Genomic DNA, 16,825 nt, shown 5'->3' on the forward strand with positions numbered 1-16,825 from the left:
TGACTCTAGTCTATTAACGATTCAGTTGACTCAAGACAAGTCAAAAGTGACTTTTTTAAACCTCCTGAAAAATTTTTCATGTTCTCAGATTCCGGCTGACATCATCTGACCGCGCTGCATATCGCTCAAGATTTTAGCCGCATCGTCTACAGGGTTGGGTGTCTGGACTGTCAGGTTTGGGCGGGACAGCGAGTCAATGAGTTTATCTAGTCGTTGCACTACCTCTTGATTCGCCACCTTAAGCGCGCTAGCAAATTGGTTAGTGGTATCCGTGGGCTTAACTTTGGCGGCTTCTGCTTGCTGTGCCGTGGTGTCCCTATACCTCATGTAACCATCAAATAAATTTTCACCCTTCTTGAGATTGAGTTCTGGGAGTTGGTTAATGTCAATGCGTTTGGGTAATTGAAGGTCTGGGGATTGGCTACTTTGAGTAGGAGGCAGATTGCGAGGATTGCCCCCACTTTCAATTAAGCTAATCCCAGTTTGGCGACGGCGTTGATTGCTTTCCCCCCGTAGTTGTTCGGTTGCTGCTTGTTGGGAGGCAAGTTGCGCTTGGGTGGCATTTTGAGTAAGTTCATCTTGGATGCCCAAATTCTTGAGGGCATTGTCAAGCCTTCTATCGCTCAGTTCCACTTCACGGTTAGCAATATCAATACCAGTTTTAGCAATGGCGATCGCTTCTGGGTCTTTTTTGATAACCGCTAGGCGTAATGCTGCTTCAGCCTCAAGTTTGGATTTAGCGGCTGTAAGTTGGGCGCTTTGAGCATCAAATACAGCAGTTTCCGCCGCAATCTTCTGGCGCTTAAGGTCACTCTCTAAGGATTTACGAGCAAATTCCTGCTCAAGTTCCAAAGCTTTTTGCTTCTTGGCGGCAATATCTTCTTCAATTCGGGCTATTTGTTGCTTGATTTTCAGTTCAAGTTCTGCCGGGCTTGTGCCACCACTTGCCCTAGTAACAGTGGCGGGTGTAACAGTAAGCCCAGTGGAAGCAAAACCTAATTCACCCAACTGAGCCTTGATAGCTGCCCTAGTTCTGGGGTTGAGGTTTTTGTCTTTGAGTTTGTCAACAAGTCCCAGAGCGTCGTTCGCTTCACCTCGCTGGTTTTCTAGGCGAGTGATACTAAGGTTTGATTGCGCTTTGGTTAAATTAAAGCGGGATTCTTCTAGTCTGTTGGTGCGGTCAAGGCTTTGATTGTAAAGGTCAAGCCCAGCTTTTTGGGATTCTAGTTGTGAAACGAGGTTCCGAGTCCTGGTATCCTCAAGTCGCAATATCCTTTGTAGTCCGCGCTCAACGATTTCGCGGTATTTCTCCTCAGCAGAAATCTTCAAATCCACTAACTGCAAATTCGCTTGAGCTAGTTGCTGTTGTAGTTGTCCTTCCTTCTCAGAAGCTTCACGCGCATTGAGTAAACCATCTTCACGCAGTTTCTTGGTTTGGGTGAGTTGGTTTCGCAAGAGTTTAACGCGATCGCTTGCGGCTTTGACTTCAGCCTTGTTCTGCTCAATAGCGAAATTATCCTGACCCTGTTGAGTCAATCCCCCAGTCAGTAAGCTTTCTTTGGCTTGGCGGGTGGAATCAGTTTGAGTGATGGCGATCGCATTCTCTGCCTTGCGATTAGCAAACTCAATATCTCTAAGCCTGCGCTGTACAGTGGCTTGTCTTGCTGCTAACCTCGCCTCTGCTTGCTGCTTCTCAAAGTTGGTTTGCTCAACTCCTAACTCCCGCTCACGCTTGGCAAATTCTTCAGCACTAATCTTGCCTTGAGCGTAATATTCACGCAACACCAATAACTGAGCATCAACCGTCTTTTTCTGACGCTCGGCCGATAGTAGCTGAATGCCAGCAATCTTTTCGGCCGCCATCTCTTCAGTAATGATGCGCGTGTTTTGGGCGTTTCGCGCGGCTGCAATTTTCTGGTTTTCTGAAGACTGAATTTTAGCGCGGACATTAGCTGCTCTATCTTCAATGTCGAATAGTGCATTATCTTGGACTTGCTGCCGTACTTTGACTTGAGAATCAGCCAACCCAGTGCGGGATTCAGCTAACCTGTTGCGCTGTTCCCTAGCTGTTTTGAGCCTTTCAAGTATCCCCTTATCTGCTTCATCTTGAGTATTCTTCAATACGTCATCAATCTTAGCCACTGAAGAATCAGGAGCTACACCCAATCTTCTTAAGGTAGTTTGAAACTCAGGAGAGTTAATTGCTGCATCTTGCTGGGCAACTGCTTTTTCTTGGGCAATAACGTTATTTCTATTTCTATCCCGTTCTGCTATGGCGTTTTGCAGTGCAGCATTACGGGTGTTGAGTTTGTTGGTGGAAAATCCTGTAATTTGACTGGTGGCGATCGCTTCCCGTTCACTGTTGAAAGCCTGGTCATTTTTCTCGGTCGATTCAGCCAAAGCCAAATTTAATCCCCGCAAAGCCTGGGTAAAGGCTAGTACAGGGTCAATCCGCAGTGAGGCAAGAGTAGTTTCAGCTTCATTTTTAAAGTTTTTCAGCCTTTCCAGGGATGCTTTTAATTCCTCAGTTAACTTGGCGGCGGCAACATCTCCACCAACGGCGGCAATACCTTCAGGCGAATTGAGAGCTTCAATCTGGGATCTAAGATCATTGATTTGGCGATCGGCGCGAGAGATATCAAGGGTGAAGGGTTTAGATATTTCAGCGCGTTGATTATTGAAATCATTTATCCGTAAATTTTGCGCCTCCAGCCTATTTCTAGCATCTGCTGGAATAGCCAAACCTTTATCAGTAAAGTTGCGCTTGATATCAGCCTGCAAGATTTGGCGCTGCTGTTCTGCGTCTCTCAAGGCTGAATCTATGGCTGGTAATTGCCCTACTTCTCCGGTGCGGCTCCTGACTTGCGCGAGTCTTAATCTAGCACTACTGAGAAAAGCATCATTTGACTGGCTGATGCTACTGGTATTTTGAGCGATGCGATCGCGCTCTAACTCCCCGTAAGTTTTTAATTTCTCATCACTAAAAGGATTAATACCGCCCTTGATAGGGCCAACATCAGTATTTAGGAAACCAATTAGATATTTATCTAAGAACCTGCCCACACCGCTAGAAGATTCCGGCGCTCCTCCTGCATTGGTACTTTTTGGGACTCCCTCAAATGCCTTCCTTGATTCCTCAGCCGCACGTTGGGCAGCTTTTGAGGCTTTCTCGAAACTGCCTACCAGTTCAGTGTTAACAGCTTGATTTAGTAAATTGACAACTTCCAGCACTGCAAAAATGCCAACCGCCAACTTAGCCGAGAAGGAGTTATTAACAGTCTGAGCCAAGGATGCAAAACCACCACTCAATGTCCCTGTTGCCAACTTGGTGGCAATGAGTTGAGCAATGACCGCTTGCAACGCTACGACCATCTTGACTGACAAAGCCGCAGTCACACCCAACAAAATAAATCCCAATTCTTTAGATACCGCCGCTACACCTTTGAGAATTGCCGATAAACCATTCAGCCCAACTACAGCCGCCGGAGAAATGCCCTCACCAATCCCTTGTTGCAGGCTGGTGAAAGAGTTTTCTAGGTCGAATATCGCAGATTGGGCGTTACCCGCCGCATCTTTAGCCGCATCCCCAAATTCAGCTTGCAATTGCTTGGCGAATTTGGGTAAGAAATCTTGAGTAATTATCTGCCCAGTATCCCTGAGCCTTGTAAATTCTGCCTCAGTTACACCCGCAGCCCTAGCCATAATCCCAAAAATACCTGGGATGCGCTCTGCTAACTGATTTTGCTCTTCCGCAAGCAATTTGCCTTTGGAAATTGACTGACTTAAAGCTGTTGTAATCCCTTCTGTTTGATCTGCGGATAAACTTAAAACTGTACTGGCTTGAGACAATCCTAAAAATAATTCACGAATATTTTTTCCTGACAGATTTGATCCGCGTGCTGCACTCTGTAATTTTGTAAACCCTTCGACTGAAGCCTTGAGGGGAATTTTTAAATCCTCAACTGTCTTCCTGACAAAAGCCAGATTCTGAGCGCCACCAATCGAACCCCCAGAGGCAAAATTAAGAGTCGTTTTGAGACGATTTAGTTCTACAAATGCGAGGAATGATTGCTTTGCTAAATCACGGAAAAAGTTTTGCAGAAAGGAAGTAGCGGTGAAGGCGATCGCACCCTTGAGGAGTCCGCCCAAATTCTTAGTTAGGCGGGATATCTCCACCCCAAAAGATTCTACAAACCCCTCGCTGGGTAAGGGCCTGCCAATTGCCTCGTAAATCTTCTCAAGTTGTTCGGTGAGAGCAAATAATCGTTTCGCTTCCTTATCGGTAAGTTCGCCGTTTTTGCCCAGTAAATTACCAATCCCCTTGGTAGCTGCCCGTGCCTGCCTCGCTAATTTATTAAATTGCTTCTCGTCTGCCGTTCTACCTTCCGCCTTCGCACCAATAGCCGCAGTCTCCAAGCTGGGGGCGATCGCGCTTTCCACCTCCAACGCCAAAGTAGCTGCACGTTTTTTGATGCGTTTGTTGATACTTTGGTCAAAGGATTTGAAGATATTTTTAATGCCAGCAATTATCCCCTCACCCGATTGATTTTGCTGCAATTCTGGGATAGCGCCCGGCACAAGTTCCGGTGCAAGTCCTTCCATTCCATACTTGCGCTCAAGCGTGGCGGAAAGTTTAGCCCTTTGTTTTACGGTTTCGCGCTGCTGATCTACTTTGTCAGGGGAGAATTTATCATCTAATTGCTGGTTTTGCTTCTCCTGTTCTGCTCGTAAATCATCATATATCTGGATGATTTGGTCATACTCCCTGAGCTTCTGCTCTAAGGATTTAGTCTGGTCGTTTTGGATATCTGCAACAATCTTCAGTAGTTCACCAGCATCAAAAACTTTATCAGCAAGCTCTTTGATTTTGCTGGCTGCACCTGGTTTGTAGGGTGGTAGCGGTGGTGGGACTGGCAATGGTTTCTTGCCAGCATTGGGTTTGTAGGGTGGTAGCGGTGGTGGGATTATTCCATTCTTGGGTGTAGATAATATCGCTGGTAACTTGGATTCGTAAGGGACGAGCGCTCTTACCTCTTGTGGGTTGGTTGCCAATGGTAGAGGGACTGGCAGCTTGGGTTCATAAGGAACAAGAGCCGTGGATTTTTCGCCTTTGCCAGCATTGGGTTTATATGGCGGCAGGGGTGGTGGGACTATTTCAGATTCATCTACTTTGTAGAGTGATAGCGCCTTCTTAGCCGCATTGGGTTTATATGGCGGCAGGGGTGGCGGGACTGGCGGGACTGGTAATGGCTTCTTGCCAGCATTGGGTTTATATGGCGGCAGGGGTGGTGGGACTATCTCAGATCGCCTAGCTTGAGGAGATGGAATTGCTATTTCCGGCTTTGGTGTAGCTGCACCTTTGAGGATAGCCTTGATATTTTTCTGAATTGCTTTGGCAACTTCAGCCGCAAATGCAACCGCGTCAACCTCTAGATCACGGACAGCTTTTAAATTTTGAGACGAAGGCTCTTGTCCTGTGGCTTGCCTGTATTGCTTTCTGTACAATTGCACAGAATCCATCGCAGCTTGCTGAGTTTTTTTATTCTTCGCAGACATCAAAGGAATGGCAACCGCGCCACCTCCATCTGCAAGGCTAAATTCACCAAAATTAGATTGAACTGCGTGGCGAATTTCGTGAGCGATTGTATCTATATCATCCAGCGTGGGATTGCCTGCCGCTAATCTCTTACCAGTTTTCTTGGAAAGAGCGACACGGTTACGTCTAGAATCGTAATTGCCAGCAGCGCCAGGCATATCAAGGAAGGCAACACTAGGTGCTTTCACTGATTGAGGATCTATCCCTGAAAGCCTCGCCACCTCTGCAAAGATTTTCTGAAAATTTTCTGTAGCTCGTTTAGATTCTTCCTGAATCCGCTTAGCTTGTGCGGATGGGTCATTGCGCCCAGCCCTAAATAAATCAAAAAGATTTTTCCTCTCACTGGATACTTCTGCGTCTCTGATGCTTTGAGTGGTTTTGGTTGCCGTTACCTGAGTAGAGTTTTGCCCTACCAGTGGCTTTAACTGATATGTTGCCGCCACTCGCTGTTTTTGTAGCCCCAGAATCCTACCTTGTAGGGTATTGCGTACAGATTCATCCAGGGATTTAACCTTGACCGCGATGTAGGTTTTTTCTAGCTCATCAATCTGTGCAAGTAGATTTTGCAATTCTTGAAGCTTGCTTTTATCGTCTGGGTTTTTGGCGATCGCCTTCAACTTCAACCCAAAATTATTGACAGCGTACTTAGTTGATTTCTCTAGTTCTTGAGATGGTAGCTGGAGTAATTTCTGAGCCTCGGCAAGAATTTTCTCGGTAGGGACTGTAGGTAGTGGAAGCTTAGACTTAATCGCTTGCGGTGAAGCACCGGAGGCGACGATAGCGGAAGCAATTTCTTCTTTATTTTTACCACCCACCCCCTTAACACCCAACTCTTTGGCCGCTCTAACTAACTGGGGCTTTTGGTTTTGAATTACCAGTTCTTCTTGGAAGGATTTGGTTTCTGGTAGTGACCCAGTAAGGCTTGCAACCTCAGTCTTGGCATCTTCAATAGTTTGTAAAATTTCTTGGTATTGCTTGACTATCTCTTCTATTTCAATAGTCGGCAAATTATCGAGATTGGCTGATTTAGCGCCTACCGCATCGGCTTGAGCGCGAATATCTTTAACCAGTCCAATATATTTGGTTCTTTGCTTGGTGATATCAACACCTAAGTTGCCAGCTTCTTTGATAAATGCAGCAATATTGTCAATGAGTAAATTGACATCGGTTAGTCCGATTTTGGAACCAGCAACACCGCCCAAGGACAATGCTTTATCTTTGAGTTGAGCGCGCTTCAATTCTTCGCGCACTTTCTCTGTATTTCGCAATTGAAATACATTTGCCCCCGTTTCCAACTTCCGGCTTAGGGGTTTGCGATCATCTGGTTGCACTGCCACGGATGATTCGATCTTGTCCCCCAGTTTTAAAAGTTCTTCTGGTGTGGGGGTGATGTCAGCCGCTAGTTGCCCGGTTTGGTCAGCGATCGCTCTACCAAATCCATGCTGAAAAGCGTGAAATATCTCGTGAACAATATTGCCAATAACTTCATCGCTTACTTGGTCGATGTCCCCTGTCTGGATTTGCTGGTACAAATCAGGGCGGATTCTATAAGTATTTCTTTGAGCGTTGTAGTCTCCCCTGCCTTCAACTTCATTGGATGGCACGATGTTGGGGATAAGTTCAGGCGCTAATTTCTGTCCTGTTACTAACTGTGAAACCGACTGTACTGCATCAACGTATAGTTTAGGCAGGTTATTTGCTTGTTGCGCCTTTAACTGTTTTACCTGCTGCAATTGCGCTGCTTTTTTAGCTTCAGCTTCAGATGCCAATGCCTGCCTTTCAATAGCCAACTGTCCTTTAGTTGGTTTTGGCTGAGGTATTTGGCTGAGGTTGCCGACATTAACTATCTCTCTAGTAGCGCTCTCAATCGCAGCCACCAAGCCACTTGATAGCTTTGTCTGCAATTGCTCCAAAGTCGCCGCCAAATCGTCGTTGAGCGCTTTGAGTCGTTTGGTGGTTTTTTCAATATCCTTTTCTGGATTGGCGATCTCTATTTTGTAGAGGTCTAGAGCCTTAGCCGTCGCCGTCGCCGTCTTTTGTAATTTTTGAATATTCTCAACACTGGCATCAGGTTTGGCAAGTTCTGCTTGTAAATTTTTAGTCGCAGTGTCGGCATTAGTTTGAAGTCTCTCTAGCTTTTTCCCTCGAATACTTTCTGGGGTTTTAGCTTTGGTTTTAATGCCTCCCCTCGCTTGCTGGATCGCCTTTTGAGATTCCAGTAAAGACTCTAGTGTTGATGTTAAATCAAGATTTTTAACAGCATCAGCAGTTAAATCGCCTTCAATGCCAAGGGAAGCCAGTAGCCGAATTTGATTCTTGAGCTTTTCCTCGTAAGCCTTCTTGGTATCCCTGAGACTGGTGATTTCTGAACTTGTTTGCTCTAATGCTGCCGATGCTTGCGCTAGTTTTTGGGTGTCCTCGCGTGTTCCTTTACCCGATGCAATCTTGGCTTGTAGTTCATTAATTTTCTTGAGTGATGCGGATGCCCTAGCTTGAGCGTCACCCAACTGCTTTGAAACTTGATCAACCGCATCTCGTTGACCAACGATGTTGACAAAATCAGCAATAGCACCTGCTTTAGCTTTTTTGCGGGTCTTGAATTCACCTTGCTGGGATTCTAGGGAAGCAGCAGAAGAGGCGATCGCCACATCCTGTTCACTCACCAAACTTTTAACAGCAGCCTGTGGCGAAAGGTTTATGGAAAATCTTTCAAGAACTCGTTGCAGACTTTCCAGTTGCTTAACAACCACACTGCCAATTGGGTTGGCTTTAATGGTTTCAACTAGTGCCTGCTGTGCCTTGGGTATCCCGGCGATTGACTTTTCTGTGGCGCGTTGAGCGATGAGTTCAAGTGAGCCAATACTGCTGCCAAGCGATGATTGCACACCCTTAGCAATCCCTTGCCCTAACTGCGTACCAATGGGTGTACCAATTCCCAGAAGCACACCTTGCAATGCCTGCTGCACTGGGGAGAGAATCAACCCAGTCAGTGAACCAAAGATATTTTTCTGGGGCTTAACAGACTTAAATCCCTGTTCAATAGAAGAGGTGATATTTTTGGTGATATCGCCATCAAATGAAATTGAGGATTTGAATTTATCTAACTTCGGTGGTACAGGGGTTTCAAACTCTAGCCCCACTTTAATCTTGGTGCTTTTAAAGTAACCCTCAATTCTTGTAGTGACCTTCTTTATCTGCGATTCACTGACAGAATCTAATCCCTGAACTAACCCCTCGGCGGCGTACTTTCCAATCTCCCAAAATACCCGTGAAGGGGACTGGATTTCTAATTTCTGTTTAACGGACTTAATCAGAGTATCAGCCGCAGCCTTACCTGGATCGCCGCCAAACCCTTTATTGAAGCCAGCAGCAGCCTGTTTGCCAATCTCCTCAAACTGTGCAGATACAAGGTTTTTGTCAACCGTGACTGATACCTTAACCTCTAATCCCTTAACTGAAGCGAGTTGGGATTTGAGTTGATTGGTATCTAATTTAACGGGAATTACCAACTCTGGCAGAAACCCCGTCAATCCCTTAATCTGACGTTCAAAATCCTTGGTGTCCAGCCTCAGTTTGACCGGGATTGGTGCGACTTTCTCCTGTTGCAACTTCCCCAAGTCCTGGTCAAACTTAGTGCGATTGAGTTTTAGTTCAAGGGTGACAGAACCTGTTGTGGACATGGGAGGAAGGGCGATCGCATAACATCAATCTTCCGTTCCCAAAATTGAGCAGGGGAGAACATGAAAAAATTTTCAGGTTCTCTAACCTAGCTGAATTGGTACACCGCCCAATCGTTCACTCAGCCATTGCTTGTACAGATCAACCTCGTTCTGCATTGCTTGAACTAATGTTTGATAATACTCTTCTTCTGTGAAGATACCTTTAGCCATTAACAGGATAGCAATCGCGCTTGTTTCCACCATTGCGCTGTTCACGCCCGCTCGCAAATGCTTAGGCTCTGTTTCTCTAGGCTCGTAATTCATCTTCATCCCCACACCAGATTGCATGGCATGAGCTAAGGTGTGATACTCCAGTCTGAGTTCGTCAAGGCTTTTAGTCATAACAATATTTTTCAATTCTAACCAAGTATAAACTCCCCATCTAGCAGCCACGCCTCACCCATCTGCGGCACTTGTACCACACCCCCCGTAGTGGTTATCTCCCCGCTCACTTCCACAAACCCCAAAGGAAACCGCACTACACTACCATTTACCATTGGGTTGATCAACACCACACCTTCACCAATCCACACCACTGGGTTGCTAGGTTCACCATTACGGGCTTTCACTAATTTATCCACAGGTGCGATCGCTACACACCACCCAGGAAGTTTACCACTGTCAGCCAGGGCAAAGAACGCATTAGCCGCATCTGAGGGAATCCGCACATCATCTTCTTCGGTAGGTGCGAAGTAGAAGAAGTCATTGGCTTTGGCGGGTTCGCCTTTCCTGGGGTCGCGGTTGGAGTTGACAAAACAACTGGTGAGGGTGGCAATTCCTAGTTCCTGAAGGTGTAGATCCTCACGATGGAGTTTTGCGCCGTAGTGTAAAGCTTGCAGAATTATCCAGGTTGGCTGGTTTCCGAAGCTTACGGAGCAAAACCTTTCTTCTTGTGGCCAGTATCTTCGACACCGCCAGTAGATTTCTCCCCAGTCTGGCTCTCTGGGTTCACTGAGTTTCCCAAGCCTTCCTCACTGGTTTCGGTTACTTCAGTTTCTTCCACCCAGCCAGATTCTTCTGATTTAGCAAATTCAGCTACAGCATCTACTAATAAAGGTGGAATTTGAGCCGCATCTTGAGTATTTTCAATCTCCCACTCAGGAAGTACGCGGAACTTGATGATGGTGGTGGCGAGTACAATATTGCGCTTTGCGGCGTTCTCCTCCATCAAATCTTGGAACTCGATAAACTCACTCAAAAATTCTTTGAGGGTATTACTGTCGCCTGCCGTGAGCGCGTTGTAAACTGCGATCGCGCTCAATCCCGATTTAGCAGCAATATCCTTGGCGAGATCCACAGCTGCTTTACGGAGGTCAACGAGTCCAGAGTTTTTGATGTAGATACGCTCGTTTGGGCTAAGGTCGCCGTACTTAGGAATGGATAATTCACCAATCCGAGCGTTACCAACAGTAACTTTCTCAAATTCTTGGGGAAGGGTTTTAAATGGAAGTTTTAGCATTTGCTTTTTGTGGCCAATAGTCAATAGTCAATTACCCACAAAATAAAAAAGCAGGCGGAGTCGCCTGCTTTTATCATGGTGCATGAAGCATCTATCAGTCTCAATTAAAGCATTTGTCTACAAAGGTTTGTAAATCATCTGGGCGAATTTTCCAGTCTTTGTTTATTTTTTCGCCGTGCAATTTACCTGATTTCAGGTTGATAGATAAAAAGTTTTTTGATAGCCCAGAAATTGTGGATGCCTCCTCTAGGTTAATAACTTGCTTAGATACGATCGCCTTTATGTCATAGACAGCCTTGGTAGATTTCGCTATCTCTCCTAAGAGGTTGACTGCTCTTTCGCAAAGGAGTTTTTTCTGCTGAAGAAGAAGTTCATCCTGCTTCCATAGCTCAAAGATAGGAGCTGTTTTATTGACTAGCGCTTTGTAGCCCAATCGTAAACATTCGGTAAATTCCTCTGTATTTCTGTTCTCCCAAATCGGATTTTCTAAACTCCTAATCCAATTGTCTTTATGATGACAAGCGAAGTAATGGCAATCCATGCACACAGGAAAAATGGATTCTCCAATTACATCGTTACCGTAGTAAGCATGATGGATGTGAACGCTTTTTCTCTTTACACAGCAACAGCAAAGATTATAAGTCTTTTCATGTGCGGTTTTGCATAGATTCTTGTACTTTGTTGGACTCCCATATCTTAAGCGCCAAATACTATCATCTCGATTACTTTTGCGCCGCAGTTTCATAATTTCAATCAGGCACTACTATCAATTCTCGCACTATGAGAGAATTTGTCTAGCACTCAAATTGACAAAATGGACAACCTAATTGAAATCCATACTCTTTTGGAACGCTATGGACTGAAATCCCGGCAAGCCGTGTATGACAGGCTTAAGGACTTAAGTATCAAACCCGTGAGGCGAGGTAAGATAACCGAAGACGATTTACTGGTACTTGACGAACTGGACAAGCATATAAATTCAGGAGGCACGATTGAAAACTTTGCTAGATCGCCTGAAGTATTGCCAGTTGACAAGTTGGACAAATGGGAAGAACCAATTCAAACACCAACAGTTGAGATGCTGTTGATGTTGATTGAAAAGATAGTGCTGCATCAACCTTCATTGCCACCCCTTCACCAATTCGAGGAATTAGAAAAAGCTGCTACCAATGGATGGATACTACCTACATCTGTTGTGCGCTCAATTACCGGGATTACACCAAAGGGGAGTAATTACGAGCGTGGCGATTTTATATTCATTCGCAGTAAGAAAGTAGGTAGAGAAGCTGGGTGGATTGTGCAGAAAACTATTATTTAACTTGACGCACCCTCTAGAATCAGCATTTCTTGACCTATTAATTGCTTGGCTTCATCAGGTAAGAACTCTCTGCCAATGGTTACAGCCTGAGCGAGTAAATTTTGTAATTGTGTCTCTGGGAGATATTCAATAATAAGCGCGATCGCCTCCCGCAATTTCTCGCTATTATCTTCAATCTCCACGTCAATTACTTCTGTTTCTACCACCTTTAGTGGTTCTACTGCCGCAGCTAATTCATGCTTAAGAAAAGGGAATTCTCCTGTAGGTGTTTTACACACAATGATGTCACCGTTATTTATCTGCTTAACCTCCTCAACCTGTTCGCCGTATTGGGGATGCTGGGGGTTAGCAATTTTATATGTGGTGATTGGTGGCGGTGGTGGCGCTTCTTGTTTTGGCTCGGTGGCTGCGAGTGCTAGAGCCATTCTTAGACTAGGTAACGGACTATCAAAAACGAAACGCGTTTCGTTTTTCATCTTCTCCCAAGCCGCAATAATTCTATCCCATTCTTTAGCTATCTTCATTAAGAATTGGGCATGGCGAACAGTAAATTTACAATTAGTTTCCACCCATTTCGTAAATTCACCATGAGGCAAAGATTCCTTAACTTTAATTAATAATAATCCTGCTTCTTTATCAGTAGCGATCGCGCCTTCAATTGCTGATATACCTTCTCGATAAAGTTGGTGAGATTTCTGGATTAAATCATTAATATTGCTAGCAGTTTCTATTAAATTCATGCAGCCTCTATGAGGGATATTCGTAATTTTGATAAAGCAATTCTAATAGTCGCTTTTACTGCTTGAGGAGAAGTATTTTGTTTTTTAGCAATATCTTTCTCCGATAAGTTGTTGAAAAATTTTTCAACTACTAATACACGCTGCTTATCTTGGAGGTGTGAAAGCGATCGCAATACCACGTCAGCCGCGATATCTTCATTTTCTTCTTGCATTGGCTCAAACAATAATTCATCTAAGCTAACAGCGATATTACTATCCATTGCTTCAATTTGTTGCCATTGAGCCGCATCAATTCCTAGTCCAGCAGCAACATCAACCGCACTCACTTCTCTACCTAAGTTAGAAAGAGAACGCTGCACTCGCCTAACTTTTGCTTTTAATTCCAATGCAGTTCTAGGGATTTTAATACTTTGCCATTGGTCACGCAGAAAGTGTTGAATTTCACCTTGAATGTAGGGGATAGCAAAACTACTAAAAGCATTACCAGATTCATGATCAAATCTAGCAGCAGCCTTCAACAATCCCAGATAACCAATTTGGTATAAATCCTCGTAAGGCTCCCTGCAAGTAGCGCTCATACGGTGGACTACTTTATGAACTAATTTCTCATTCTCTGTCGCCAAATTATTGCGGCGGTGTATTTTAGTCAATAGCATTATTAGTACCCTATTCGCCTCTCATTACCGTAATGAGGAAGAGGAGGCGATCGCATGGGGATGAGTACGGAGAATTAAGATTTTCTTTATGAAAAAAATGAATAAATCACAGTCTATGTCCGCAGATATCAAGGTATATTTTTGCTTGATAGCCGGACTGAATCCCACGCAGACAGCAGTAAGAATAAATTTAAATATGAGTACGGCTTGGAAAAAGCATAGACAGCTTCAGCGACGGTTTGGAGTATGGAATTAAAACTCATTTGAGAACATGAAAAATTTTTCATGTTCTATGAATTGCCACTACAACAAAAAAGCGGGTTTGACCCCGCCCTATTGTCTAAAATGTTGCGTTAAACAGCTTGTGCTAGGACTTGTCTAGGGAGGGATTCGGCGTATTGCCTCATAAATTCAGGGTGTTTTGACAAAGCGAGAGAAGCGATCGCCTACTACCTGAAAAATTTTTCATGAACCCCAAACGTTATCATGGGATATTGCCCAATAATTTACCTTGCTGGCCAGCCAGTTTAAACTTTGCGATGTGCTGTCACACTGGTCATCATGACTACCATTGGGAAACAAACTAAATTCCTGAACATAGTCACCCACCCAAGACGCAATACTAGGGTCAGGTAAGTAAACATTGCCAGCTTCAACAAAAGGAGCAACAGCAACCGCACGAGCAACTTTACCACCCTCCGGCTCAATAGCAATAATCCCAGGTATTTCTCGCTCTAGCAAACTAATCACGGCGGGGCCATTGGCTTTATCTTCAATTAATTTGGCGGTTGAGTTGGGGTATTTGGCGGACATGGCGCGAATTGCGGCAAGAGTAGCAGTAATATCCATCCTGTCTCGCACTTGGTCAAGTAAATAAAATTGCCCTCCCTTTTTCCCCCACACCTGACCGACAACATAGTCGGAATTTTTGGTGTCTTTGAATGTGCAATCCCACGACTGAATAACAAGGTCAAATTCATCTGGTGCAACCTTGTAATACTTCCACCATGAACGGTTAAACATTCCGCCGTCGAGTGGAGAAGGACGTTGTTGGTGTTGACCCGCGTAGCCATAGGAACCAAGCGCTTCTTTCTCCTGCGCTAACACTTCAGGGGGGAATCGCTCAGGAAACATCAACTCCCCAGGCTCGGTTCTGGGGTCAACCCAACCTAGTGGGGTAGGTGGTGATGCTTTCTCAAATTCTTGTGGGATGCACAAATGTGACCATCCCGACTGCTTCAATACGTGTCCCGCCAAATCATCGGTATGTAATCTCTGCATAATACCGATGCGAACTGAAGACTTAAGATCATTGACGCGGTTTCTGATCGCACTGTCCCAACGGTCAATAACACCTTGCCTAATTGCTTCTGATTCAACTTCCTTGGCATCGTGCGGATCATCCCAACCTATGCAATCGGCGCGATCGCCTGTAATTCGACTGTTAAAACCAAAAGCCGATCTAATCCCCCCTCTGGTATTCCAAAAGCTGGACTTGGAATTATTGTCATCTCTTAACTCCCAGCCTGGATTAAATTTTTCCTGATACCACTCACTTTCGATTACATCCCGACAGTAAACACTATCCCGCAAAGCTACACGCGGGTTAGCGGAGAGGAAAATTGAGCGCCAAGAAGGTTCTATTGTCCACATCCAGGCAGGCGAACAAACGGAAAACACCCGACTTTTTAAACTGCCTGGGGGGACGTTGATGACTAAGTTCTGAATCCTTTGGGCATGGTTGGGGTCAAGTTTGTGTTTATACCAATCAACCAAGGTTTCTTGAATATGCCAGCACATTGCGTCAATATGCCAATTCCAAAGCAGTTCAGTGCTGGGTTCTATTACCTGCCAACTTTCACGAACAAAATCAGATAAAGAGATAGTTACCTTGACTTCCTGCTTTGTCGCCACAAGAACAGCTAGTTGCCACTGCTGCCTGACACCTACGCTCTTCTTTGCCACGCATTTTTTAACTCAGCTAAGAATTCGTCTGGCCCAATCTCTAATTCAATTGCCCGTTCTACCAAATCAGCCACAGTCTCAGGCTTTAGTTTCCTTTTGAGTTCAATTAATCTAGCGATCGCCCCTGCTATTCCACCCTTTGCCCTATCTTCTGCAATTGGCAAACTATCGTGCAATTCGGAAATAGCGCTTTCAATGGCTACGATATCATCAATTGGTGAACCTACAGGTTTGCTCTCCCTAAAATTTTCTCTCAATTGTGTCCCGCCAAGCTTTTGCTTTGGCTTTGGCTGCAATTGGATAACATTGGTTGTCGCGTTCTTGTCACGCAGCTTTCGCCACTCACCATCATTTTCACCTGCCCATCTTTCAATTGTGCGGCGATTCACTTTGATGCTGTCGGCGATCGCTTGGATGGATTCGCCGGTTATAAACTTGGCTTTGGCAATTTCTTTGAGCTTATCTTTCTGCTGCGACACAATACGATCTTGATTGAGGATACGGTTAAAATAAAATACCCGTATTCTAGTGCTTTCAAGGTTTTGTCGGAGATGTCGCACTCATGCCCAAGTTCGATTTTTGGTACGTCATTGGATGGCTTGGTATTATCCTCAATGCCGCCGCCATGTTCACTCAGGCGGGAGTCTTTGGCGTTGTGTGCGGAATTATTTGGTGCAGCGTGTGGGGGGCGTTAGCTTATTTTGATTGGCAGAATCGGAGACGGGAGCGAATAGAGGCAGAGTATTTCAGGTTAATACAAGAAACTCGTTTGGTTGACGGTATATTGCTTGGACGCACCGCGCTCTCCCCAGAGGAAGCAGGGGAAGCACTCAGGAGTATGTTTAAACCATCGCGTCCAAAATCAGAAGAAAAGACCGATTGCAAATATCACGCAAATTCACCCCATCTGCTTTGTACAGTCAACCCCTGCGGACTATGCGAGGGATGCAAAGACTATGAACCTGGCAACACCAACCGAAAATAACCCCTAAGTCTTGTCACAATCCTGTCATGTTCCGCCTCAGCTTGTTCATAAGTTGAGCTTCTTTTTAAATATTGGTCGAACCATCCACCCTCGATCTTGGTTTCAAATAATAGTGGTGGCTGTCCTTGCTCTGTTTGCAGGTTGAAGCCGACAAAAGTTGTTACTACTTTCATTTCATCAGCAATCTTGGTGAACGACAAAACCCGATTAGGGCTGACTGGATTTTGTAGCATCCAAGTCACCCAAAAAGTTTTGTCACTCACAGGAATCACATTTCTACCCTGAAGAATATAAAGAGATTGCCCAATCATTTGTCAAATGAATAAATAAATTCTTTTTTATCCATGAATTGGCGGTAAACTACTTGGGCAAAATACTTAACCATCG

Annotated in this window: 12 protein-coding genes; 2 read left to right on the forward strand and 10 right to left on the reverse strand. The window is 44.9% G+C overall.

Annotation, left to right across the window (positions count from 1 at the left end; all coding sequences use genetic code 11):
- Positions 1-84 precede the first annotated feature (84 nt).
- From ACM5QX_RS22355 to ACM5QX_RS22375, 5 genes are all read right to left on the reverse strand, one after another.
- Complete coding sequence (locus ACM5QX_RS22355) at positions 85-9,276, reverse strand: tape measure protein (RefSeq protein WP_414755551.1); 9,192 nt, start codon at positions 9,274-9,276, stop codon at positions 85-87.
- Between the two features lie 81 nt (positions 9,277-9,357).
- The gene (locus tag ACM5QX_RS22360; RefSeq protein ID WP_414755552.1) at positions 9,358-9,708 is read right to left on the reverse strand and encodes a hypothetical protein; all 351 of its coding nucleotides are present in this window, start codon (positions 9,706-9,708) and stop codon (positions 9,358-9,360) included.
- Complete coding sequence (locus ACM5QX_RS22365) at positions 9,675-9,983, reverse strand: hypothetical protein (RefSeq protein ID WP_414755553.1); 309 nt, start codon at positions 9,981-9,983, stop codon at positions 9,675-9,677. Before ACM5QX_RS22365 ends, ACM5QX_RS22360 begins: the two co-directional genes overlap by 34 nt.
- Positions 9,984-10,183: 200 nt before the next feature.
- Positions 10,184-10,774: a hypothetical protein gene (locus ACM5QX_RS22370; RefSeq protein WP_414755554.1), complete on the reverse strand. Its 591-nt coding sequence runs from the start codon at positions 10,772-10,774 to the stop codon at positions 10,184-10,186.
- 100 nt (positions 10,775-10,874) lie between these two features.
- The gene (locus tag ACM5QX_RS22375; protein ID WP_414755555.1) at positions 10,875-11,519 is read right to left on the reverse strand and encodes a hypothetical protein; all 645 of its coding nucleotides are present in this window, start codon (positions 11,517-11,519) and stop codon (positions 10,875-10,877) included.
- Between the two features lie 69 nt (positions 11,520-11,588).
- Between ACM5QX_RS22375 and ACM5QX_RS22380 the strand changes: the two genes are divergently transcribed.
- Positions 11,589-12,092, forward strand: a complete 504-nt coding sequence (locus tag ACM5QX_RS22380; protein WP_414755556.1) for a hypothetical protein — start codon at positions 11,589-11,591, stop codon at positions 12,090-12,092.
- On the opposite strand, the gene ACM5QX_RS22385 is transcribed toward ACM5QX_RS22380, so the two are convergent.
- From ACM5QX_RS22385 to ACM5QX_RS22400, 4 genes are all read right to left on the reverse strand, one after another.
- Positions 12,089-12,832: a DUF3102 domain-containing protein gene (locus ACM5QX_RS22385; protein WP_414755557.1), complete on the reverse strand. Its 744-nt coding sequence runs from the start codon at positions 12,830-12,832 to the stop codon at positions 12,089-12,091. The two genes, ACM5QX_RS22380 and ACM5QX_RS22385, sit on opposite strands and share 4 nt — an antisense overlap.
- Positions 12,829-13,488 (reverse strand): sigma-70 family RNA polymerase sigma factor, encoded by a 660-nt coding sequence (locus tag ACM5QX_RS22390; RefSeq protein ID WP_414755558.1) that lies wholly within the window; start codon positions 13,486-13,488, stop codon positions 12,829-12,831. Before ACM5QX_RS22390 ends, ACM5QX_RS22385 begins: the two co-directional genes overlap by 4 nt.
- Before the next feature lie 465 nt (positions 13,489-13,953).
- Positions 13,954-15,453 (reverse strand): phage terminase large subunit, encoded by a 1,500-nt coding sequence (gene terL, locus ACM5QX_RS22395; protein WP_414755559.1) that lies wholly within the window; start codon positions 15,451-15,453, stop codon positions 13,954-13,956.
- Positions 15,435-15,932: a hypothetical protein gene (locus ACM5QX_RS22400; protein WP_414755560.1), complete on the reverse strand. Its 498-nt coding sequence runs from the start codon at positions 15,930-15,932 to the stop codon at positions 15,435-15,437. Before ACM5QX_RS22400 ends, terL begins: the two co-directional genes overlap by 19 nt.
- 83 nt (positions 15,933-16,015) lie before the next feature.
- Between ACM5QX_RS22400 and ACM5QX_RS22405 the strand changes: the two genes are divergently transcribed.
- Positions 16,016-16,438 (forward strand): DUF6464 family protein, encoded by a 423-nt coding sequence (locus ACM5QX_RS22405; protein WP_414755561.1) that lies wholly within the window; start codon positions 16,016-16,018, stop codon positions 16,436-16,438.
- Here the strand turns inward: ACM5QX_RS22405 and ACM5QX_RS22410 are convergent.
- A complete protein-coding gene (locus ACM5QX_RS22410; protein ID WP_414755562.1) occupies positions 16,408-16,749 on the reverse strand; it encodes a hypothetical protein in 342 nt (113 codons plus the stop codon). The two genes, ACM5QX_RS22405 and ACM5QX_RS22410, sit on opposite strands and share 31 nt — an antisense overlap.
- Positions 16,750-16,825: the final 76 nt, after the last annotated feature.

The organism is Anabaena sp. CCY 9910, from assembly GCF_963920875.1.
Lineage (GTDB): Bacteria > Cyanobacteriota > Cyanobacteriia > Cyanobacteriales > Nostocaceae > Trichormus > Trichormus variabilis.

What these genes read in the sequence shown, in the direction of transcription:
- ACM5QX_RS22375 (WP_414755555.1), bottom strand. Translation starts at nt 11,519, where the DNA reads ATGAAACTGCGGCGCAAAAGTAATCGAGATGATAGTATTTGGCGCTTA.
- ACM5QX_RS22385 (WP_414755557.1), bottom strand. Translation starts at nt 12,832, where the DNA reads ATGAATTTAATAGAAACTGCTAGCAATATTAATGATTTAATCCAGAAA.
- ACM5QX_RS22410 (WP_414755562.1), bottom strand. Translation starts at nt 16,749, where the DNA reads ATGATTGGGCAATCTCTTTATATTCTTCAGGGTAGAAATGTGATTCCT.
- ACM5QX_RS22355 (WP_414755551.1), bottom strand. Translation starts at nt 9,276, where the DNA reads ATGTCCACAACAGGTTCTGTCACCCTTGAACTAAAACTCAATCGCACT.
- ACM5QX_RS22380 (WP_414755556.1), top strand. Translation starts at nt 11,589, where the DNA reads ATGGACAACCTAATTGAAATCCATACTCTTTTGGAACGCTATGGACTG.
- ACM5QX_RS22390 (WP_414755558.1), bottom strand. Translation starts at nt 13,488, where the DNA reads ATGCTATTGACTAAAATACACCGCCGCAATAATTTGGCGACAGAGAAT.
- ACM5QX_RS22405 (WP_414755561.1), top strand. Translation starts at nt 16,016, where the DNA reads ATGCCCAAGTTCGATTTTTGGTACGTCATTGGATGGCTTGGTATTATC.
- ACM5QX_RS22370 (WP_414755554.1), bottom strand. Translation starts at nt 10,774, where the DNA reads ATGCTAAAACTTCCATTTAAAACCCTTCCCCAAGAATTTGAGAAAGTT.